The organism is Pseudoxanthomonas sp. SL93 (genome assembly GCF_026625825.1).
Taxonomy (GTDB): Bacteria; Pseudomonadota; Gammaproteobacteria; order Xanthomonadales; family Xanthomonadaceae; genus Pseudoxanthomonas_A.
The window spans coordinates 2,870,631-2,892,047 of the sequence record NZ_CP113065.1 but is presented as its reverse complement, the minus strand read 5'-3'; the positions used below and the strand labels follow the sequence as shown (position 1 = coordinate 2,892,047).

At 67.5% G+C, this 21,417-nt stretch carries 19 protein-coding genes; 6 read left to right on the top strand and 13 right to left on the bottom strand.

The genetic code is table 11. The annotated features are described in order from the left end of the window. The first annotated feature begins 144 nt into the window (after window positions 1–144). Complete coding sequence (locus tag OVA13_RS13540; RefSeq protein WP_324288290.1) at window positions 145–1,167, top strand: NADPH-dependent curcumin/dihydrocurcumin reductase; 1,023 nt, start codon at window positions 145–147, stop codon at window positions 1,165–1,167. A 26-nt stretch (window positions 1,168–1,193) separates the two neighbouring features. Here the strand turns inward: OVA13_RS13540 and OVA13_RS13535 are convergent, their stop codons facing one another. The 4 genes from OVA13_RS13535 to OVA13_RS13520 form a co-directional block, all read right to left on the bottom strand. Further along, entirely contained in the window at window positions 1,194–2,087 is an 894-nt protein-coding gene (locus tag OVA13_RS13535) for a hypothetical protein (RefSeq protein ID WP_267790990.1), read from the bottom strand. Further along, window positions 2,084–4,789 carry a bifunctional acetate--CoA ligase family protein/GNAT family N-acetyltransferase gene (locus tag OVA13_RS13530; RefSeq protein ID WP_267790989.1) on the bottom strand — a complete coding sequence of 902 codons (2,706 nt, stop codon included), beginning with the start codon at window positions 4,787–4,789 and terminating at the stop codon, window positions 2,084–2,086. The genes OVA13_RS13535 and OVA13_RS13530 overlap by 4 nt, the downstream gene beginning before the upstream one ends. 81 nt (window positions 4,790–4,870) lie before the next feature. Next, window positions 4,871–6,601 carry a bifunctional isocitrate dehydrogenase kinase/phosphatase gene (aceK, locus tag OVA13_RS13525; protein ID WP_267790988.1) on the bottom strand — a complete coding sequence of 577 codons (1,731 nt, stop codon included), beginning with the start codon at window positions 6,599–6,601 and terminating at the stop codon, window positions 4,871–4,873. After that, entirely contained in the window at window positions 6,601–7,476 is an 876-nt protein-coding gene (locus tag OVA13_RS13520; protein WP_267790987.1) for a LysR substrate-binding domain-containing protein, read from the bottom strand. The genes aceK and OVA13_RS13520 overlap by 1 nt, the downstream gene beginning before the upstream one ends. A 111-nt stretch (window positions 7,477–7,587) precedes the next feature. Here OVA13_RS13520 and OVA13_RS13515 point away from each other — a divergent pair, with 111 nt between their 5' ends. After that, on the top strand, window positions 7,588–7,815 hold the full coding sequence (locus OVA13_RS13515; protein ID WP_267790986.1) for a hypothetical protein: 228 nt from the start codon (window positions 7,588–7,590) through the stop codon (window positions 7,813–7,815). Between the two features lie 101 nt (window positions 7,816–7,916). Here OVA13_RS13515 and OVA13_RS13510 read toward each other — a convergent pair whose 3' ends face one another. From OVA13_RS13510 to queF, 5 genes are all read right to left on the bottom strand, one after another. Further along, window positions 7,917–8,264, bottom strand: coding sequence for a gamma-glutamylcyclotransferase family protein (locus tag OVA13_RS13510; protein ID WP_267790985.1), 348 nt, complete (start codon window positions 8,262–8,264; stop codon window positions 7,917–7,919). Window positions 8,265–8,335: 71 nt separating this feature from the next. Then, window positions 8,336–10,567 carry an NADP-dependent isocitrate dehydrogenase gene (locus tag OVA13_RS13505; RefSeq protein WP_267790984.1) on the bottom strand — a complete coding sequence of 744 codons (2,232 nt, stop codon included), beginning with the start codon at window positions 10,565–10,567 and terminating at the stop codon, window positions 8,336–8,338. A 250-nt stretch (window positions 10,568–10,817) separates the two neighbouring features. Beyond that, complete coding sequence (locus tag OVA13_RS13500; RefSeq protein ID WP_267790983.1) at window positions 10,818–11,300, bottom strand: hypothetical protein; 483 nt, start codon at window positions 11,298–11,300, stop codon at window positions 10,818–10,820. A 32-nt stretch (window positions 11,301–11,332) separates the two neighbouring features. Continuing rightward, the gene (locus OVA13_RS13495) at window positions 11,333–11,638 is read right to left on the bottom strand and encodes a LysM peptidoglycan-binding domain-containing protein (RefSeq protein WP_267790982.1); all 306 of its coding nucleotides are present in this window, start codon (window positions 11,636–11,638) and stop codon (window positions 11,333–11,335) included. A gap of 110 nt (window positions 11,639–11,748) precedes the next feature. Beyond that, window positions 11,749–12,564, bottom strand: coding sequence for an NADPH-dependent 7-cyano-7-deazaguanine reductase QueF (gene queF, locus OVA13_RS13490; RefSeq protein ID WP_267790981.1), 816 nt, complete (start codon window positions 12,562–12,564; stop codon window positions 11,749–11,751). A gap of 66 nt (window positions 12,565–12,630) precedes the next feature. Here queF and OVA13_RS13485 point away from each other — a divergent pair, with 66 nt between their 5' ends. The 4 genes from OVA13_RS13485 to OVA13_RS13470 all read left to right on the top strand — a co-directional run bounded on the left by OVA13_RS13485 (window position 12,631) and on the right by OVA13_RS13470 (window position 16,854). Then, entirely contained in the window at window positions 12,631–13,056 is a 426-nt protein-coding gene (locus OVA13_RS13485; RefSeq protein WP_267790980.1) for a protease inhibitor I42 family protein, read from the top strand. A gap of 262 nt (window positions 13,057–13,318) precedes the next feature. Continuing rightward, window positions 13,319–14,572: a lytic murein transglycosylase gene (locus OVA13_RS13480; protein WP_267790979.1), complete on the top strand. Its 1,254-nt coding sequence runs from the start codon at window positions 13,319–13,321 to the stop codon at window positions 14,570–14,572. Between the two features lie 5 nt (window positions 14,573–14,577). Then, window positions 14,578–15,444 carry a D-hexose-6-phosphate mutarotase gene (locus tag OVA13_RS13475; RefSeq protein ID WP_267790978.1) on the top strand — a complete coding sequence of 289 codons (867 nt, stop codon included), beginning with the start codon at window positions 14,578–14,580 and terminating at the stop codon, window positions 15,442–15,444. Window positions 15,445–15,612: 168 nt separating this feature from the next. Beyond that, a complete protein-coding gene (locus tag OVA13_RS13470) occupies window positions 15,613–16,854 on the top strand; it encodes a TCR/Tet family MFS transporter (protein ID WP_267790977.1) in 1,242 nt (413 codons plus the stop codon). Between the two features lie 75 nt (window positions 16,855–16,929). On the opposite strand, the gene OVA13_RS13465 is transcribed toward OVA13_RS13470, so the two are convergent. The 4 genes from OVA13_RS13465 to OVA13_RS13450 form a co-directional block, all read right to left on the bottom strand. After that, window positions 16,930–17,388: a PepSY domain-containing protein gene (locus OVA13_RS13465; protein WP_267790976.1), complete on the bottom strand. Its 459-nt coding sequence runs from the start codon at window positions 17,386–17,388 to the stop codon at window positions 16,930–16,932. A gap of 127 nt (window positions 17,389–17,515) precedes the next feature. Next, entirely contained in the window at window positions 17,516–18,697 is a 1,182-nt protein-coding gene (locus OVA13_RS13460; RefSeq protein ID WP_267790975.1) for a benzoate/H(+) symporter BenE family transporter, read from the bottom strand. 116 nt (window positions 18,698–18,813) lie between these two features. Then, a complete protein-coding gene (locus OVA13_RS13455) occupies window positions 18,814–19,698 on the bottom strand; it encodes a methylglyoxal synthase (RefSeq protein ID WP_267790974.1) in 885 nt (294 codons plus the stop codon). Window positions 19,699–19,820: 122 nt separating this feature from the next. Next, window positions 19,821–21,266, bottom strand: a complete 1,446-nt coding sequence (locus OVA13_RS13450; RefSeq protein WP_267790973.1) for a glutamate synthase small subunit GltD family protein — start codon at window positions 21,264–21,266, stop codon at window positions 19,821–19,823. Window positions 21,267–21,417 lie beyond the last annotated feature (151 nt).

Below are 21,417 nucleotides of genomic sequence, written 5' to 3'. Positions count from 1 at the left end.
TTCACGCCGCATCGCGCACCCGCCACCCCACGCCAGCACGAGCCGTTGCTGCGCCGGGCCGTGGCGAAGGCTTCACCGGGCAGCGACTATGCTGCGCATCCGCCACTGCCGTCGCAGCGGCACCGCCCGGGTACGCGCATGAACATTCCGCTGTCTTCCACGCTGACCCGCATCGTGCTGGCCGCGCGCCCGCAGGGCGAACCGACCGCTGACAACTTCCGCCTCGAGCAAGTCCCGATGCCCTCGCCCGGCGAAGGCCAGGTGCTGCTGCGCAACCACTACCTGTCGCTGGACCCGTACATGCGCGGGCGGATGAATGCGGGCCGTTCCTATGCCAAGCCGGTCGAGATCGGCGAGGTGATGGACGGTGGCACCGTGTCGGAGGTGATCGAATCCCGCCACCCCGACCTCACGCCGGGGGACATGGTGCTGGCACACGGCGGCTGGCAGACGCATGCCATCGCCGACGGGCGCGCGCTGAAGCGGAAGCTGGATGCGGGCATCGCGCCGTTGACGACGGCGCTGGGCGTGTACGGCATGCCCGGTTTCACCGCCTACGTGGGCCTGCATGAGATCGGCAAGCCGCAACCCGGCGAAACCGTCGTCGTGGCTGCCGCCAGCGGGCCGGTCGGCGCCACGGTCGGGCAGATCGCCAGGCTGCAGGGTGCGCGCACGGTCGGCATCGCCGGTGGCGAGCGCAAGCGCGCCTACCTGCAGGACGAACTGGGCTTCGACGTCGTGCTGGACCATCGTGCGCCGGACTTCGCCGCACAGCTGCGCGCTGCATGCCCGCAGGGCATCGATGTGTATTTCGAGAACGTCGGTGGCGCCGTGTTCGACGCCGTGCTGCCGCTGCTCAACGACTTCGCCCGCATTCCGGTGTGCGGACTGGTGGCGCACTACAACGACCGCGCATTGCCCGCCGGCCCGGACCGCCTGCCGATGCTGCTCAGCCACATCCTGACCCGGCACCTGACGGTGCGCGGCTTCATCCAGCATGACTTCATCCAGCTCTATCCGCAGTTCCTGCGCGAGATGGGCGGCTGGCTGCAGGAAGGCCGCATCAAGTACCGCGAAGATCAAGTAGACGGCCTGGAAAACGCTCCGGCGGCACTGATCGGGCTGTTGAAAGGCGAGAACTTCGGCAAGGTGGTGGTGAAACTCTGAGGGGTGAAGCCCTGATAGACGCGCGCTCAGCGCTCGCTGCCGTTGTCCGCGTCGTACCGTTGCATCCTCTTCATGGCCTCCACCAGGTACGTGTACCACGCGGCCTCGACGTCCTCGACCGGGCCGATCAGACGCTCGAAGTCGGGGGTTGAAGCGCCACGTGCGAGCAACTGCTTGTAGCCCGCCGCGTACTTGCCATCCTGGTAGTGGAACAGGAAGTGCGACAGGCTCCAGTAGTGCAGATAGTAGAGATTGACGTGCCTGTTGATGTCCGGCCCACGGCCTTCGAGCAGGTCTCGCAGGGGGATGAGCCGACCGGCGGCGATGTCCGCCTGCCGGTTCCCTGTCAGCTGCATGCGCGACAGCCACCAGATCGGGTAGGCGTTGGGGTCGCTGCGTCCCGGTGTCAGCACGCCGTCCTCGAGCCAGCTCGCGCCCAGATAGCTGGCGACCCCTTCGTTGGCCCAGGTGGGCAGTCGCCAGCCGGCGACTTCGGTATTCAGGTGATGCACGACCTCGTGCAGCATCCAGTGGTACGTATTGGCTCCGTCTCTGTAGTACGCGTAGCTCGCGGGCTGCAGATAGTACGCCTCGGCCCACGGCCGGCTGCGGTTGTTGCGCTGGAACTCCTCCCGACTGGCGTACAGCACCAGCGTCAGCGGCGGGGTGGAACCGCTGATCTCGGCGGGGAACAGCTTCCTGTAGGCCGCATGCAGGCTTTCCGCGGCGTCCCCGACCTGCTGCGTCTGTGCCGGCGTGGCGGTGCTGTGCACACGGTAGTGCGGCATCTGCAGCAGCGTCGCCCCTGCAGGAATGTGCGCGACGGGAGCGGGCTCGCGCCTCGTGCGCTGCCAAGCGATGAGGCCCACCAGTACCAGCGATGCAAGCACTGCTGCGAAGACGGCGACATGGCGCGTCATGCCGTCGGCAGCACGGGCAGGCTGACGTTCACCACGGTCGCGTCGTCGGGGTCCGGCTTCACCCGGAACCCGAGGTTCTCGCACATCACCAGCATCGTGCGGTTCTCGCGCAGCACCTGGCCTTCGATCCGCTTCAGGCCCTGCCAGCGTGCGTACTCGATCATGATCTGCATTAGCTTCCAGCCGATCCCGTGCCCTTTCAGGTCCGAGCGCACCAGGATGCCGTACTCGCCGGTCTCGTAATTGGCATCCGCGTGCAGCCGCACCGCGCCGAGCATGTCGTGGCTGTCGGGATGCACCGCGACCAGTGCGATGGAGCGCGCGTAGTCCAGCTGGGTAAGGCGGGCGATGAACTCGTGGCTGAAGTGGCGCACGGACTGGAAGAAACGCAGGCGCAGGTCTTCGTCGGTGACGTGGGTGAAGAACTCGCGGAACATCGCATCGTCCTCGGGCCGCACCGGGCGCACCAGCACGCGCTGGCCGTCCGCCAGCTCGATGGTCCGCTCCCACTCGGTCGGATACGGGAAGATCGCGAACCGGGGATGGCCGCGGCCCTTGTGCAGGCGACGGTCCCGCGCCACCGCGATGCGCGCATCCACCGCGATGACGCCGTCGCGGTCGGCCAGCAGGGGGTTGATGTCCAGCTGCAGGATTTCCGGAATGTCGGCCGCCAGCTGCGCCAGCTTGACCAGCACCAGCGCCACCGCACGCTCATCGGCCGCGGGCACGTCGCGATAAGCCTTGAGCACGCGCGAAACACGGGTGCGCGCGATCAGTTCGTGCGCCAGGCGCAGGTCCAGCGGCGGCAGCGCCACGGCCTGGTCGTTGATGACTTCCACCGCGGTACCCCCGCGGCCGAAGGCGATGACAGGGCCGAAGACCGGATCGTCGGCGATGCCGGCGATCAGCTCGCGTGCCTTCGGGCGCTGCAGGGTGGGTTGCACCAGCACGCCTTCGATGCGCGCATCGGGGCGGCGTTCGCGCGCGCGCTGCAGGATGCCGGCCGCCGCTTCGCGCACCGCGTTCGCATGCGGCAGGTTGAGGCGCACGCCATCGACATCCGACTTGTGCGGAATGTCGGGCGACAGGATCTTCACCGCGACGGTGGCGCCTTCCGCCAGCAGCGGAGCGGCCAGCTGCACCGCGTGTTCCGCATCGTCGGCACGCCACAGCGGTGCCATCGGGATGCCGTACGCCGCCAGCAGCTGCGTGGTGGCCAGCGGGTCCAGCCAGGTCTGGCCCGCCTCCAGCGCAGCGCCGACCAGCGCGCGTGCGGTGACGACATCGGCGCTGAAGTCCTCGGGCAGGCTGGGCGGCGTCTCCCTCAGTGCCGCCTGCACTTCGCGGTGCCGGACCAGGTGCATGAAGCCGGCCACCGCCTCCGATTCGTTGGGGTAGCGCGGCACGTGCGCCGCATCCAGCACGGCCTCCGCGCTGGGGTCGTTGCCCAGCCAGACCGAGAACACCGGCTTGCGCGGCGCATGCGCGGGCCGGCGCCGCAGCACGTCGGCCACCGCTTCGGCGGCTTCGACGGAGGACGACAGCACGGTGGGCACATTGACCGCCAGCAGGGCGTCGTTCGCGGGGTCGTCCAACAGGGTTTCGATGGTGGCTGCGTAACGTCCGGCGTCGATGTCGGTGAGCAGATCGACCGGGTTGGTGCGCGACCAGCCCACCGGCAGCGTGCGATCAAGGGCTTGCCGGGTCTCGTCCGACAGCGCGGCCAGCGTGCCGCCGAGCAGATGCAGGTGGTCGACCGACAAGGCGCCCACGCCGCCGCCGTTGGTGAGGATGGCCAGGCGGCGTCCATCGAACGGGCGCACCTGCCCCAGCGTGCGCGCGGCGGCGAACAGTTCGTCCAGCGACCGCACGCGCAGCAGCCCGGCACGTCGGAACGCGGCGCCGTACACGGCATTGGGGCGGGCAAGGTTCTGCGTGTGCGTGCTGCCCGCCGGCGTCACCGATGCCGCGCCACCGTGGCCCGACTTCACCACCACGACCGGCTTGGTGCGCGCCGCCGCCCGTGCCGCCGACATGAACTTGCGCGCGTCGCGGATCGCTTCCACGTACAGCAGGATCGCGCGCGTGCGGTGGTCGGTGGCGAAGTAGTCCAGCAGGTCGGCGAAATCCACGTCCAGCGCATCGCCCAGCGACACCACGGCGGAAAAGCCGACCGGCTGGGTCATGCTCCATTCCACCAGCCCGCCGGAGATGGCACCCGACTGCGAGATCAGCGCCAGGTCGCCCGCTTTCGGGAAGCGGCTGGCCAGGCTGGCGTTGAGGTGCGCATGCGGCGCGATCACGCCCAGGCAGTTCGGGCCCAGCACGCGCAGGCCTTTCTCGCGCGTCAGGGCGTGCAGCCGCTCGGCCGGCGATCCCGGCCCCTGTCCCATCGCCGCGGTCAGCACGACCACGGCACCGGCGCCTTTCTCGGCGGCTTCCGCGGCCAGCTGCGGCACCGATTCCGCCGGCGTCGCGATCACCACCAGGTCCGGCGTCCACGGCAGGTCGCGCAGGTGGCGAACGGTGGTGACGCCGTCCCACGGCGCCGGGTGCCGGTTGACCAGGCCGATGGGCCCGGGGAACGACGCCGCCAGCAGATTCCCGACCACCGCGCGCCCGACCGAACGCGGACGCGACTGGCTGCCCACCACCGCCACGGACCGCGGCTGGAAGATGGAACCGAGACGATAGGTGCTCATGCTGGCGAGGGCGCGTTCATGGCGTGCCTAGGGTAGCGTGTGGGTGGCGGCAACGCGTGATCGTTGCGCGCCGCGTTCCGCCTAGGCCAGCTTCAGTGCATCCGGATACGGCGGCGTGTCCGGGTAGTCGCCCTCGGCCAGCCGCTGCTGCAGGTCGCGCCACCACGACGCGCGGAACAGGTCGCCGTGTAGCGCCTTCAAGGCCTTCGCCAGTGGCTCCGGCAGGCCGAGGAACTGCGGGAAGCGTTCCGGAAAGACATCCTTGGGCCCCACATGGAACCACGGCCCATCGGACAGCATGTCCTCGTGGGATTCGGGCACGGGGTAATCGCGGAACTGGCAGTCGGTTACCAGGCAGAGTTCGTCGTAGTCGTAGAACACCGCGCGCCCGTGGCGCGACATGCCGAAGTTCTTCAGCAGCATGTCGCCGGGAAAGATGTTGTTGCGCGCCATGTCCTTGATCGCCTGCCCGTAGTCGATGGCCGCCGCCCGCGCCGCCTCCGGCTTCTGTTCCCGCAGGTACAGGTTCAGCGGGCGCAGCCGGCGCTGCACGTAGCAGAGCTGCACGATGATGTCGTCGCCTTCCTCGGTGATGCTCCGCGTGCAGCCGGTCGTCAGTTCCTGCAGCAGCGCGGGCGAAAAGCGTGCCCGCGGGAAACGCAGCGAGCGGTACGGCTGTGCATCGAGCAACCGGCCCACGCGGTCGAGCTGGAACACCAGCGCGTACTTGTCCTCGACGTCCTGCCGGCTCATCTGCTTGGGGTAGGCGAACGTGTCGCGGATCACCTTGAACACCAGCGGGTAGCTGGGCAGCGTGAACACCGCCATCACCATGCCGGGCGTGCCTTCCGCGTGCACCAGTTGTTCGTCCGCGTGCGCGGCGAAGTGGCGGAAGAAGGTGCGGTAGCGCTCGGTCTTGCCCTGCTTGGCACGGCCCAGCACCGTGTAGAGCTCGTCGATCGGCTTGTTCGGCATCAGCGTGCGCAGGAACACGACCGCGTCGCCCACCGTGGACAGGTCGGCATGGAAGTAGCTGCGGGCGTAGCTGAAAAGCTGCGCCACGTCGGCGCGCCGCGTCAGCACCGCTTCCGCACGCAGCTGGCCGTTGTCGTTGACCAGGGCGATGACGCAGGGCGAGAAGCGATGCTCACCGAACACCCGGCCCACCAGGTAGGCGCGGCGTTCCCGGTAGAACACCGTGTCCAGCAGTTCGATGGAGCGCACCGGATGCTCGCCCCAGTGCGCCAGGTCGTCCTGCAGCCGCACCACGATGGACGCCGCGCAGCGGGTGCGGTGTGCGTAGGGAATGTCGAAGCGGTAGTCGCCCAGCATCCGCGCCAGCGTGTCGGTGGGGCGGAGTTCGGAGATGGCATAGCTGTGCCGGGCCACCGGATGGGTGATGGCGTCGGTGGGTTCGATGTCCAGCGCGACGAACTCGATGGCCGGGTCCACGCCGCGGGTCTTGAAGAAGCGGCGGCTGAGCGTGTTGTAGAAGGTCTTGTAGAGCTCGCGGTCGATCAGGTCGCCCAGCAGTCGCTCGTAGCCGTCGCGCACCTGCGACCACAATGCGCGGTCGTGCGCGTGTTCCAGCAGCACCGACTGCAGGCGCAGCGCACACTCCGCGATGCACTGGTCGTACAGCGCGATGCGTTCGACCGCATCCTGGCGCGCGCCGGCCCAGTCGCGGGTCTCGAAGCGCGATTTCGCCCGGCGGGTGATCTCGGCAAAACGCGCATGGTAGTCCGCGAAGGCATCGTGGATCAGCTGGGCGATGGCATCGGCCCGCACCATGCCGGCATCGTGGCGGGCCATCACCCGGCCGCCACGCCGGCCTGCTCCAGCAACCACGCCCGTACCTTCTGGAAACCGGGGTGCGAAAGGCTGCGTTCGGGATAGACCAGATAGTGCGCGAAGTCGGCCTGCAGGCGTTTCTTCGTCAACGTCACCAGCCGGCCCGCCTTCACCAGCGGTTCGGCCAGCGTCCAGCGCGCCAGCGCCACGCCGACGCCCTGGGCGGCCGCCTGGTGCAGGGTCTCGGTATCGTCGAACTGGGCCACGTACCGTGCGGGCGGTTGCCCGCCGAAATGCCCGAACCAGTCCTTCCAGCGATTGGCTGGGTCGCCCAGCAAGGGCAGCAGGCCGAGCTGGTCCGGCGCGACCTTGCCGTGTTTCTTCATCAGCGCGGGACTGGCGACCGGCGTGATCCATTCGTGGAAGAGGAATTCCGACTGCACGCCCGCCCAGTGGCCGCCGCCCAGGCGCAGGGCCAGGTCCACCGGTTCGCGTTCGAAGTCCACCACGTGCGTGCTCGACTGCAGGTTGAGCCCCAGCTCAGGATGCTGCGCGAGGAACGCGGGCAGGCGTGGCACCAGCCAGGCCGTGGCCATCGACGGGATCAGGCTCAGGGTCACCGTGTGGTCGTTGCGCAGGGTGGCGCGTCGCAGTGCGTGCTCGATGGTGTCCAGCGGAGCTGCAATGGCGTCGAACAGGCGCTGGCCTTCCGGCGTGAGTTCCACTCCGCGCGGGCCGCGCGCCAGCAGCCGGTGGCCCAGGCGCTCCTCCAGCAGGCGCATGCGGTGGCTCAGCGCGCTGACGGTCAGGTGCATGGCTTCCGCCGCACGGGTCAGGTTGCGCAGCCGCGCCGCCGTGACGAAGGCATCCACCTGGTCCAGCGGAAGACGGCTCATGTTGAATGCACCTCAAGCCAGCGTTGCGGAGCTTTCGCTTTTTCAACGCGAATGATGCCCCTACCTTGGTACCTGTTCAAGCCGGGAGGTCCGGCGGACAGGAGAAGACCCATGCAGTCCGAGACCAGGAAACAGTGGTGGCAGCAGCTGGCTGGCATGAGCCAGGGCATGTTGTTCCTGCACGGCCACATCGCCCCTTCCGTCGCGCCTCCGCAGGCACAGGAAGACCACCGTCACCACGTGCATGACGCCGCGGGCAAGGTCCGGCACCGGCGTGCGCTGGAACGACTGAGCGCGCGTAGGCTGCGCGCGATGACCTCGCTGTCCTTGTTCCGTTGAGGGCATTCCCGGTTGCGGGAGCGACGTCAGTCGCGATGGACCGCCGCGGAGGCTTTTCGCAACTGACGTCGCTCTGACGCCGGCTCCGATGTCCTGCGGGTTCATGCCTTCACATAGACCCAGGCGTCCAGGCCGGATGCCAGCCGCACCTGCACGCGCTGGTAGTCGGCGACCTCGTAGCGGTCGGCCGCGGCGAGTTCTTCCGCGGTGATGCGGAAGACCATGCCCTGGACCTCATCGGTGGCATGGTCGCTGCGGCGGACGATCGGATGGAAGCGCTGGCCACTGGTGGCCAGCACGTCCGGATCGGTGATCTCGACCATGGTGCAGGTGTAACCCTGCAGCGTGTCGGGTTGGCCGTCGAGGCGGCGGCCGAACGAGGCCAGCTGCACGCTTTCCAGTTGCAGCGTGCCGTAGGAAAACAGGTGGATGTCGGCAGTGTCGGGCATGCGCCGGTTCCTGTGCGGGGCCGAAGACGCGAACGCCCGGCGTCGGCCGGGCGTTCGCGGATGCAGGGCGATCAGTTGGACAGGGTCGCCAGCGTGTCGTTGAACGTCTTGCTGGGACGCATCGCCGCCGCCGTCTTCACCGGGTCGGGGTGGTAGTAGCCCCCGATGTCGATGGCCTTGCCCTGGGCGCCGTTGAGCTCGGCCAGGATGGTGGCTTCGTTCTCCGCCAGCGCCTTCGCCAGCGGGGCGAACCGGGCCTTCAGTTCGGCGTTTTCGTCCTGCGCGGCCAGGGCTTCTGCCCAGTACAGCGCCAGGTAGAAGTGGCTGCCACGGTTGTCCAGTTCACCCACCTTGCGCGCGGGCGAGCGGTTCTCGTCCAGGATGCGGCCATTGGCCACGTCCAGGGCGTTGGCCAGCACCTTCGCCGGGGTGTTGAGGTAGCGCTGGCCCAGGTGCTCCAGCGACGCCGCCAACGCGAGGAACTCACCCAGTGAATCCCAGCGCAGGTAATCCTCTTCCAGGAACTGCTGCACGTGCTTCGGCGCCGAGCCACCGGCACCCGTCTCGAACAGGCCGCCGCCGGCCATCAGCGGCACGATCGACAGCATCTTCGCGCTGGTGCCCAGTTCCATGATCGGGAACAGGTCGGTCAGGTAGTCGCGCAGCACGTTGCCGGTCACCGAGATGGTGTCCTCGCCCTTGCGGATGCGCTCCAGCGACACCTTCATCGCCTCCACCGGCGGCAGGATGCGGATGTCGAGCGTCTCGGTGCTGTAGTCCTTGAGGTACTGCTGCACCTTGGCGATCACCTGCGCGTCGTGCGCGCGGTCCTTGTCCAGCCAGAAGATGGCCGGCGTCCTGCTCAGGCGTGCGCGGCCGACGGCCAGCTTCACCCAGTCCTGGATCGGCGCGTCCTTGGTCTGGCACATGCGCCAGATGTCTCCGGCTTCCACTTTCTGTTCGAACACCACCTGGCCGGCATCGCTGGTGACGCGCACGGTGCCGTCGGCGGGGATCTGGAACGTCTTGTCGTGGCTGCCGTATTCCTCGGCCTTCTGCGCCATCAGGCCGACGTTGGGCACGCTGCCCATGGTGGCCGGTTCGAAGGCGCCGTGGGTGCGGCAGTCATCGATCACCGCCTGGTAGATGCCGGCGTAGCAGCGGTCCGGGATGACGGCCTTGGTGTCCTGAAGCTTGCCTTCGGCGTTCCACATCTGGCCGGAGTCGCGGATCATCGCCGGCATCGACGCGTCGACGATCACGTCGCTGGGCACGTGCAGGTTGGTGATGCCCTTGTCGGAGTTCACCATCGCCACCGCGGCGCCATTGGCGTAGACGGCCTGCAGGTCGGCCTTGATCGCCTCCTGCTGGTCGGCCGGCAGCGCGCCGAGGCGCGCATACAGATCACCGATGCCGTTGTTGGCGTCGAAGCCGATCTGCTCCAGCACGACGGCATGCTTGGCCAGCGCGTCCCGGTAGAACGCGTTGACGACCACGCCGAACATGATGGGGTCGGAGACCTTCATCATCGTCGCCTTCAGGTGCAGCGAGAACAGCACGCCCTGCGCCTTCGCATCGGCGATCTGCTCACCGATGAAGGTCGCCAGCGCCTTGCGGCTCATCACGGCCGCATCGACGATTTCACCGGCCTTGACCTTCACCTTCTCCTTAAGCACGGTGACGCGGCCGTCGGCGGCAACCAGCTCGATCTTCAGCGCGCCGTCGGCCGCCAGCGTGGTGGACTGCTCGCTGCCGAAGAAGTCACCCGCAGCCATGTGCGACACGTGCGACTTCGACCCGCTGCTCCACTTGCCCATGCGGTGCGGGTGCTTGCGGGCGAAGTTCTTGACCGACAGCGGCGCGCGACGGTCGGAATTGCCTTCGCGCAGCACCGGGTTCACCGCGCTGCCCTTGACCTTGTCGTAGCGTGACTGGATGTCCTTTTCCTTGTCGTCCTTCGGCTCATCCGGATAGTCCGGCAGCGGATAGCCCTGCGCCTGCAGTTCCTTGATGGCGCCCTTCAGCTGCGGCACCGAGGCGCTGATGTTGGGCAGCTTGATGATGTTGGTTTCCGGCAGCGTCGCCAGCTGGCCAAGTTCGGCCAGGTCGTCGGCGATCTTCTGGTCGTCCGCCAGGTAATCCGGGAACTGGGACAGGATGCGACCGGCCAGCGAGATGTCACGCGTTTCCACGCGGATGCTGGTCGGGGCAGTGAAGGCCTCGATGATCGGAAGCAGCGACTGGGTCGCAAGGAAGGGCGCTTCGTCGGTCAGCGTGTAGATGATGCGGGGGGTATCCGACATGGACTCAGGACTCTCGGCAATGGGCGAAGGGAAACGTCAGCGCACCATTGTCGCGTGTCGTCGCACGCAGGGCAAAACGAGGGGGTATGGAAGTGCGGGCCCTCCCTCAAGGTGTCCCGGGACAAGCCGCGGAGAACCGCCGCCGTACAGCCGCGGCACCCCTGGGGCGAAAGCCGGGCAAAAAAAGCGGGCGTGGATCACTCCACGCCCGAGCTTGCCCACTGAGTGGGAGAGAGGGTGTTGCGGCTTATTACTTGACTTCGATTTCCTGGGTCATGCCGACGGGCGTGCCGTTCAAGGTCACGTCCACCTTGTACTTGCCGGCCGGCCAAGGATTGCTGTTGGTGAACTCGACGTTGGTCGTTCCTGCGTCTTCCGCCTTGACGTTGGCGGTCTGCTGGCCGGCGACCTGGCCATCCTGATAGGTCAGCTTGGCATCGATCGCGGCATTGGCGGACGTGGCCGCATCGGTCTTCACGGACACGATGATCTTGTCCTTCACGCCGAACGTGTTGACGGCCACCACGGACTTGTCAGCCGCCGCCATGTTGCCGACGGTGACGCTGGTCGCCGCAACCGGTGCCGGTGCGGGTTCCATCGGTGCGGGGGCCGGTGCCGGCTCGACGACCGCCGGCGGCGGTACGACGGCTTCTTCCTTCTTCTTGCAGCCGACGATGGCGACGCTGCCAGCCAGCGCGATGAGGAGGGCGGCGGAAATGCGGTTGTGCTTCATGGAGTCGTTCCTTGTCTGTGGAAGGGGGCGGATCAGGCTTCGGTGGGCTTCGACGGCAACTTGATGACCTGACCGGGGAAGATGCGGTCGGGGTCATCCAGCACGTCGCGGTTGGCCTCGAAGATCTGCTTCCAGGCATTTGCATTGCCAAGGTGTTCCTTGGCGATCTTGGAGAGCGTGTCGCCCTTCTCGATCGTGTAAGTCTGCTCGCCGATGATTTCTTCAGTGCTGTCGACGCGCGCCGTGACGCCGGAGAAGTCAGCCTTCTCGACGATCTGTTCGGTGGAGTCGACCTTGGCGGTAACGCCAGAAAAATCGGCTTTCTTCTCGGTGCTCATGGTGCAACCACCCTTCCTGGCTGGATGTTGGGATGAGCTAGCCTTGCACGCGCGCTGTTAAGAATCCATATCGCGCGCGTGAAAAACATAAACTGTTACACAAGCAACATTCACTGACGTAACGTGCGCTTCGCCAACGTGGGTTCAACGTCAGGCGTGGCACGCCAGGGATTGATGTCCAGGCCACCGCGGCGCGTGTAACGCGCTTCCACCGACAGCGATGTCGGATGGCAGTGCGCTTTCACGTCATGGAAGATGCGCTCGACGCATTGCTCATGGAACTCGGCATGATCGCGGAAGCTCACCAGGTAGCGCAGCAGTTCGACGCGGTCGATGCGTGGCCCGTGGTAGCGGATCACGACCGTGGCCCAATCGGGTTGGCCGGTGACGGGGCAGTTGGATTTCAGCAGCTCCGACGAAAGTATTTCTTCGACGATGCTCTCCGGATCCGCGACCAGGTATTCGGCACGCGGCGGTCCGTAGTGGTCGATTTCCACGTCGAGCGTGTCGATCAGTTCGCCTTCCACCGTCTCGCTCATCTCGGGCAGGCCGAACGCGACGCCGACATCGGCGCCTGCGCGCACCGACAGGTCATTGCCGATGCATTCCAGCAGGGCGGCGTCGCTGTTGAAGCGGGTGGCGTTCAACGAATTGAGGTAAAGCTTGAGTGACTTGGACTCCACCAGGCAGGGCGAATCGCAGGGCACGGTGAAGGTGGCCGTCGCCACGCGCGGCTTGCCGCGGGCATCGAGCCAGCTCAGCTCGTATGCATGCCACCGATCATGGCCGACGAAGGGAAGGGCATCCGGGGCAATGCCGATCTCGTCACGCGCACCCTGGCGCGGGATGGGGAACAGCAGGGTGGGGTCGTAATGCGTGGGATACGCGACTTCGCGGCCCAGCGAGGAGTCTTGTGGAGTGCTCATGCCGCCATTCTACGGACGCGTCTTTAAGCCAGGGTGTATAACGGCGGCGTCCGCAAGGAGAGGCCGATGAGGAAATCCTGGTTGCCCCTGCTCGCAGTGCTGGCCCTGACGGCCTGCGCCACCGCGCGGCCGTCCGCGGAAGCGCCGGATCCGCTTGTGGCAGCCGATGGCCTGGTCCGCCCCGATGCGCAGGGCCGCGCGACCCTGGCGGTGGGGCAGGTGCTGGAAATCGCGCTGATGGCCAATGCCAGCACGGGCTACCAGTGGCAGATCGTTTCCGACGGCGCGCCATCGCTGGTCCGGACCACCGGACCCGCCACGCCACCGCCGATGGATACCCAGCCCCCCATGCCGGGCGCACCGTCCCTCGCGCGCTGGTGGTTCCGCGCCGAGACGCCGGGCGAGGTCCGGCTGCGACTCGAATACCGGCGACCGTGGGAGAAGGACGTGCCGGCAGCGCAGGTCGCAGAGTATGGGGTGACGGTGAATTGAGCGCGCCGATGCGATCCGTCTCGTCAGGCTGACGGCCTTCGACAGCGATCAAGGCCGTAGGACCGCATCCCTGCAGGCATCGAGCGCTTCGGCGCGCGGGCGACGAAACGCCACATCCCGCGATGAACCAGGTCGCAGCCATACGACCCCATGCCATGAAGATCCCGTGTCGCCTGCCGTGTTGAACCGATCTCGCATCCGACTTGGCTTCATCGCCCGTGCAGGGCAAAGTGGCTTCTCCCCCAAGGCCAGGGAGGCCGTCATGACATCACGCGCATCCGTCGTCTGGTTGGCCCTGCTGTTCGCGACGCCGTTGGCTGCGCAGACGCCGGCGCCCATTCCACTGGCCGCTGATCCGGTCTATGCCCAGTGCCTTGCCAGCCTGCGCGGCGTTGCCGAAAAGCAGGGCATCACCCCCGCAACGTTCGACAAGCACACCGCAGGTCTCACGGCCGACATGACGGTCCTCGACCTGCTGGACGCGCAGCCCGAGTTCACCACGCCGTTGTGGGATTACCTGTCCGGCCTGGTCGATGACCAGCGCGTCGCTGATGGTCGTGCGGCGCTGGATGCGCATCGCGACCTGCTGGCGCGCGTGTCTCAGGCCTATGGCGTGGATGCGGAAACCGTGGTCGCGGTGTGGGGCGTGGAAAGCGACTTCGGCCGCGTGTTCGGCAAGCGACCGTTGCTGGTCTCGCTGTCCACGCTGTCGTGCTTCGGCCGGCGTCAGCCGTTCTTCCGGGGTGAATTCCTCGCCACGCTGAAGCTGTTGCAGGACGGCGACATCCAGCCCGAAGGCCTCAGCGGATCGTGGGCAGGGGCCTTCGGGCATACCCAGTTCATGCCCACCACCTACGCGCGCATCGCGGTCGACTTCGACGACGACGGGCGGCGTGACCTGGTGGGCAGCATTCCCGATGCCCTGGCGTCGACGGCGAACTATCTGGTCCGCTCCGGGTGGCGCACCGGCGAGTCGTGGGGCCATGAGGTGAAGCTGCCACCGGGCTTCGACGTCGCGCAGGCAGGCCGCACCAACCGCAAGCCTTTGCCGGCGTGGATAGCGCAGGGCATCACCCGCATCGATGGGCAGCCGCTGCCGGCGGACGACCGCGCCGCGGCGCTGCTGATACCCACGGGCGCCAACGGGCCGGCGTTCCTGGTGTTCAAGAACTACGACGCCATCTACGCCTACAACGCGGCCGAGAGTTACGCGCTGGCCACTGCGCTGCTGTCCGATCGGCTGCGCGGCGGAACCGGCATCGCGGCCGCGTGGCCCACCGACGATCCCGGCCTGTCGCGGGTGCAGCGTCGCCAGTTGCAGACCTTGCTGTTGGCACGTGGCTACAGCATCGGCGCGGCGGATGGGATGGTGGGTACGCTGACCCGGCGTGCCATCCAGGCAGAGCAGGTGCGGCTCGGCCTGCAGCCCGCGGACGGACGTGCCGGTGCGAAAATACTGGCCGCGCTGCAGGCGGAAGGACCGCCCGTGGTGCCCCCGCCATCTTCCACGCCCTGATCCCGATGAACGCATTGCCCGACGGCATCACCCACGACACCTGGCAGGGACTGGATGTCCTGCGTCTGCAGTCACCGCATTCCACCGCGCTGCTCAGCCTGTACGGCGGCCAGCTGCTGTCGTTCGTGCCCCACGGCTTCGACGACCTGCTGTGGCTGTCACCGGACAGCGCGCTGCCGCCGAAAGCCATCCGCGGCGGCGTGCCGGTCTGCTGGCCGTACTTCGGCCGGCAAGGACGGGAGGCCGACGCGCCCCAGCATGGCCACGCGCGCCTGACGCGCTGGCAGCTGGTGGATGCGCGCACGCAGGTCGATGGCAGCCTGCAGTTGAAGCTGGCGCTGCCGCTGGAACCGGGCGTGCCGCTGGAACTGGCCATGACGCTGCACGTGGGCAAGGAACTGCGACAGAGCATCGACACGCTGCATCGCGGCGATGCGCCGTACACCCTGACGCAGGCGCTGCATACCTATTTTCGCGTGGCCGACGCGCGCCGGGCCAGCGTCACCGGACTGGACGGCCTGCACTACGCGGACAAGTACGACGGCGAGACGCACCGGCAATCCGGCCCCTGGTCGCTGCACGATCCGCGCGACCCCGGACACAGCGACCGCATCTACACCGGTACCGGCCATCGCTTCGACCTGCTGGATCCTGCTGGCGGGCGCCGCATCCGGCTGGACACCTTCGGCAGCCGTTCGCTGGTGGTGTGGAATCCGGGCGCCGATGGTGCGCGGGATATCGCCGACATGCCGCATGACGGCTGGCAGCAGTTCATCTGCCTGGAGGCCGCGAATGCGAGCGATGACCGCATCGACCTGGAACCGGGCCAGCGCCATCGGTTGAGCCAGGTCATTTCGGTGGGCCCGTTGTAGGAGCGACGCCGGTCGCGAGCGGGAACCCGTCGCCGCCGCTGTTGAGGGCGGACGCGTTTCCTGCAGAGGGATGATCTCTGTACGCGCGAGGCTCGCCGTCGCGACTCACGCCGCTCCTGCAGCGCGGCATGTCCTACACTTGCGCACCCTTCCGCCTGTCCCGGTCCCGTGAACGCCGAACCGCACGCAAAACCCGGTCGCCGCGCCGCCCTGATCTTCATCTTCATCACCGTGCTGATCGACGTGCTGTCGTTCGGCGTGATCATTCCCGTGCTGCCCGGCCTGGTGCGCCAGTTCACCGGCGGCGACTTCGCGCAGGCGGCGTGGTGGGTGGGCGTGTTCGGCATGCTGTTCGCCGCCATCCAGTTCGTCTGCACGCCGATCCAGGGAACGCTGTCGGACCGCTTCGGTCGCCGGCCGGTGATCCTGCTCTCGTGCCTGGGGCTGGGCATCGACTTCATCCTGATGGCGCTCGCGCAGTCGTTGCCGTGGCTGCTGGTGGCGCGCATCTTCTCGGGTGTGTTCTCCGCCAGTTTCACCACGGCCAATGCCTACATCGCCGACATCACCCCGCCCGAGGGCCGCGCGAAGGCCTTCGGCATGATCGGCGCCGCCTTCGGCGTCGGCTTCATCATCGGCCCGATCATCGGCGGCGAACTGGGCGCCATCGACCTGCGCCTGCCGTTCTGGTTCGCGGCGGGCCTGGCGCTGCTGAACTTCCTGTACGGCTACTTCGTGCTGCCGGAATCCCTGCCGAAAGAGAAGCGGACCGCTACGTTCGACTGGGCGCACGCCAATCCGGTCGGATCGATGGTGCTGCTGAAGCGCTACCCGCAGGTGTTCGGATTGGCCGCGGTGGTGCTGATCGCCAACCTGGCGCATTACGTCTACCCCAGCGTGTTCGTGCTGTTCGCCGAGTACCAGTACCGCTGGAGCGAGCGGCAGATCAGCTGGGTGCTGGCGGCGGTCGGCGTGTTCAGCGTGATCGTGCAGGCCGGCCTGGTGGGCCGCGTGGTGCCGAAGTTCGGCGAGCGTCGCACGCTGCTGTTCGGCCTGGCCTGCGGCGTGGTCGGCTTCTTCATCTACGGCATGGCCGACGTCGGCTGGATGTTCCTGGTCGGATTGCCGATCAGCGCGCTGTGGGGCCTTGCGGGTCCGGCCACGCAGGCCTTGATCACGCAACAGGTTGGCGCTGATGTGCAAGGCCGCATCCAGGGGGCGTTGATGAGTCTGGTGAGTCTGGCCGGCATCGTCGGGCCGATGATGTTCGCCGGTACGTTCGCGCTCTTCATCGGCAAGCAGGCGCCGATGCACCTGCCCGGCGCCCCGTGGCTGCTGGCGGCGCTGCTGCTGGCCATCGGCTGGGTGGTGGGCTGGCGCTTCGCGCGGCCATCCACTGCCCGCGCCTGACGCGGCGTGCGGAATCCGCAAAGAAGAAGGCCGCCCGTGGGCGGCCTTCTTCATGGTGCGAGCGTACGAGATGGATCAATCGTTCTCGACGTGGATGACTTCACCGGTGTTGGCGGCCAGGTGGATTTCCACATCGTTGCCATCGGCGCGTTCGGCCTCGGCCTTCCACACGCCATCGTCGAAGTCGACGTCGTGGATCTTGGAGTAGCCCGCGGCGGCCAGCTTGGCCTTCACATCGTTCTCGCTGAGGTTGGACACCAGCTTCTCCGCGACGACATCGCCGCCGGCGGGATTCACGCGCACGTCGACGCGATCACCGTTGGCGCTGGTGGCATCGGTCTCCCACATGCCGTCCTCGAAGTCGAGGTCGTCGATGTTGGTGTAGCCCTTCTCCGTCAGCAACGCGCGGACCTGGGGCTCCTTCAATGCATCCTTGCCGGCGGTCGGCGACGGTGCCTGCGCGAAAGCGGCGCCCGACAGCGCGGCGAGGGCGGCCAGGGTCAGCAGGCGGTGGCGATGGCGGATGATCTGCATGGGGTTCTCCTCGAAGGGTGTGGGGCGATGCTGCCCGCGCCCACATCACCCGCAGGTGAATTCGCCCCTTTCAAACTGAACACTCCACGCCGCTTTCACCTGCATGAGTGGCGTTTAACGGTGCTGGTCATGAGGGGCGCCGCCACACCAGCAAGGTGACCACCCCGGCGAGCAGGCCCCAGAACGCCGAACCGATGCCGGCCAGTGACAGTCCCGAGGCCGTGACCAGGAAAGTGATGAGGGCCGGCTCGCGATCGGCTTCCTCACGCAATGCGGCCGCCAGGCTGTTGCCGATGGTGCCCAGCAGGGCGATGCCGGCGATGGCGAGGATCAGTTCCTTCGGGAATGCAGCGAACAGTGCTGCCACCGTGGCACCGAACAGGCCGACGATGACGTAGAACACGCCGGCCGCCATCGCCGCCACGTAGCGCCGCGAGGCATCTTCGTGCGCCTCGCGGCCCATGCAGATCGCCGCGGTGATCGCCGCCAGGTTCAACGCGAACGCACCGAACGGCGCCAGCAGCAGGTTGGCCACGCCGGTCCAGCCGATGACGGGCGAGATGGGGATCGAATAGCCGGACGCGCGGATCACCGCCACGCCCGGCACGTTCTGCGAGGCCATCGTCACGATGAACAGCGGCAGCGCGATGCCGGCGATGGCGGCGAAGGACAGCGTAGGGGCGATGAAGATCGGCTTCGCCCATGCCAGCGCCAGTCCATCGACGCGCAGCAATCCCAGTCCCGCCGCGAACGCGATGCCCACCAGCAGCGTCAGGATCACCGCATAGCGCGGCAGCAACCGGCGCGCCAGCAGGTACACCACGAACATGGTCAGCACCATGCCCAGCTGGGTCTTCATGGCGCCGAAGGCTTCCAGCCCGAAGCGCAGCAGCACGCCGGCCAGCATGCCCGACGCCAGCGACACCGGGATGCGGCTGATCATCCGTTCGAAGAACCCGGAGAAGCCTGCCACGCAGATCAGCAGCGCAGACAGCATGAAGGCGCCCACCGCATCGGACAGCGGCAACCCCGCGGCGCTGCTGATCAGCATGGCCGCACCGGGCGTGGACCACGCGGTCACCACCGGCATGCGGTAGCGCAGCGACAGGCCGATGCAGGTCAGCCCCATCCCCAGCCCCAGCGCCCACATCCAGGAACTGATTTCCGCCGGCGACGCGCCCAGCGACTGCGCCGCCTGGAACACGATGACGGCGGAGCTGGCGAAACCGACCAGCACGGTGACGAAGCCAGCCGCGATCGCGGAGAGGGAGAGGTCTTTGAGCAGGTGGCGGGGAGGGGGGTGGTCCATGGAGCCGTTTCTCTTGTGGGAGCGACGTAAGTCGCGAGCGCCTTCTCAACCTACTTCGATCGTCGTTCCTTTGATGGCCAACAGGCACGCCTTGACAGGCTTCGCCCTTTCGCGACTTACGTCGCTCCCACAAGAGCCCCACGCCTGGTCACCGCCTCACACCATCGCCGCGCGACGGCCAGCGACGTGGTGCAGACCGCTTCATCGGTGACCGTGGTGACGGCGCGCTCCAGCAGCTGGATGTCGGCCTCGTGCTGGCGTGCGACATGCGGATTCTCGAAGAAGATCACGCGCTGGCAGCGGTGCTCCAGCACACGGTCGGCGATCTGCGCATCGCCACCCAGCGGGCCGCTCTGGAAGCGCTCCACCCACGGTGTCTGCGATGGCCAGCCGCGGCTCCACGCCAGTTCGTTGAGCTGTTGACCGGTGGTGCCGGTGGCCATGCGGTGGGCGAAACGCGACAGCACGCCGAAGTGGTCGGCGGCGAATTCCACCATCTGCGGCTTCATCGCATCGTGCGCGATCAGCGCCAGCGTCTGGGCTTCCAGCGCGTGGAAGCGATCCGCGCCACGGTCCGGCGCGAAACCCGCATGGATGCGTTCCATCTCGATCCAGTCGCGTGCCGACGCCACGGTGGAAAGGAACGGTTTGCCGTGGATGACGCACTGCCGCTTCAGCGCGGTGGCCTCGGGGAAGATCGAGGACGGATCGACCGGATCGATGAAGTAGATCGCACCGTCGAGGCTGCGTTCCGCCCCTTCCAGCCCGACGACTTCCGCCACCAGCTTTATCAACCCGCCATCGCGGCCATACGGATAACGCTTGAGGCCGTCGTAGCCCCGCAGCATGCCGGCCGCGGCGATCGCATCATGCGTGCGGCCCACCGCATGCAGGGCCAGCCGCAGTTCGCGGATGCCGGCTTCACTGGCGCGCAGCCAGCGGAACAGCGCGGCATCTTCGGTGTGGTGATGCAGGCGGTTGGCAGCCAGGCCCAGGCGCATGGTCGGATCGTGTGGGAGGTCAGCCGCGAGTCTAGCGTAGGGCGGGCCGAAGCCCGCCATCGCAATCACCCTGCACGGCAAGGTTTACCGCGTGGCGAGGTGGGCCTGCGCCCACCCGCGCGCTATGCCAGCAACAACGTCGCGATGCTGGCCGCGGCATCACGGCCCTCGGCCACGGCCGTGACCACCAGGTCCGCGCCACGCACCGCGTCGCCGCCAGCGAACAGCTTCGGATTCGTCGTCTGGAAGGGAAGGCGCTCGCCGCCACCGACCACGATGCGTCCGTTCGGGCTGCCTTCCACACCCTGCGCGGCCAGCCATGCCGGCACGCTGGGCGAGAAGCCGAACGCGATGATCACCACGTCCGCATCCAGCACCGACTCGCTGCCCGCGATCGGTTCCGCGTTCCGGCGACCGTGTCCGTCCGGTTCGCCGAGCTTCGTCTCGACCACCTGCACGCCGGCGACCTTGCCATCGTCGCCGGCCACGATGGCCAGCGGTTGGCGGTTGAACAGGAAGCGCACGCCTTCTTCGCGGGCATTGCCGACTTCGCGCGCGGAACCGGGCATGTTGGCTTCATCGCGGCGATACGCGCAGGTGACCCTGGCGGCACCCAGGCGGATCGCGCTGCGCACGCAGTCCATGCCGGTATCGCCGCCGCCCAGCACCACCACCCGCTTGCCGTGCAGGTCGGGCAACGCCAGCTTGTCTTCCCAGCCCGCGATGGGCCGGCCCCACGGATCGTTGCCGCCGACGATGCGCCCGTTCTGCACCAGGAAAGGCAACGCCGGCAGCACGCCGTCGAGGTCCTGTCCGCTCAGTCCGCCGTCGGTGTAGCGGTAGGCGCCGGTGCCGAGGAACACCGCGTCGTACTCGTCCAGCAGCTGCTCCAGCGTCACGTCGCGGCCGACGTCCACGCCCAGCCGGAACTCCACGCCCATGCCTTCCAGCACCTCGCGGCGCTGGGCGATGACGCTCTTCTCCAGCTTGAAGGTGGGAATGCCGAACTGCAGCAGGCCGCCGATCTGTTCGTAGCGGTCGTAGACCACGGCCTGGATGCCGGCGCGCGCGAGACGGTCAGCGCAGCCGATTCCGGCGGGACCGGCGCCGATCACCGCCACGCGCTTGCCGGTGGGCACCACATCGCTCAGGTCGGGGCGCCATCCGTTCGCCAGCGCGGTATCGACGATGTACTTCTCCGCCGCGCCGATGGTGACCGCGCCGAATTCCTCCAGCGTGCAGCTGCCTTCGCAGAGACGGTCCTGCGGGCAGACGCGGCCGCAGACCTCGGGCAGCGGATTGGTGGAATGGCACAGCTCGGCGGCTTCCTCGATGCGGTTTTCCTGCAGCAGCTGCAACCACTGCGGGATGGCGTTGTGCACCGGGCATTTCCAGCTGCAGTACGGGTTGCCGCAATCCAGGCAACGGCCGGCCTGGTACTGCGCTTCCTCCTTGCCGAACTTGCCATACAGCTCGCCCCAGTCGCCCGACGTGCGCAGTTCCAGCGGAATGCGCTGCGGCATCGTCCGCGGCAGGTCGAGGAACTGGAATACCTGCTTCTTACTCATGGCAGCTCACCTGCAGCATCCCGCCGACTTCGGAGGGAGGAGCCCCCTTGGTAAGGGGGCGCCCTGAAAGGGCTGGGATCGGACGCACATAGCGGGGCCCGGTGCTCGCGAAGCGAACGCTGGGGCTATTCGTGCGCAGCACGGATAGCGC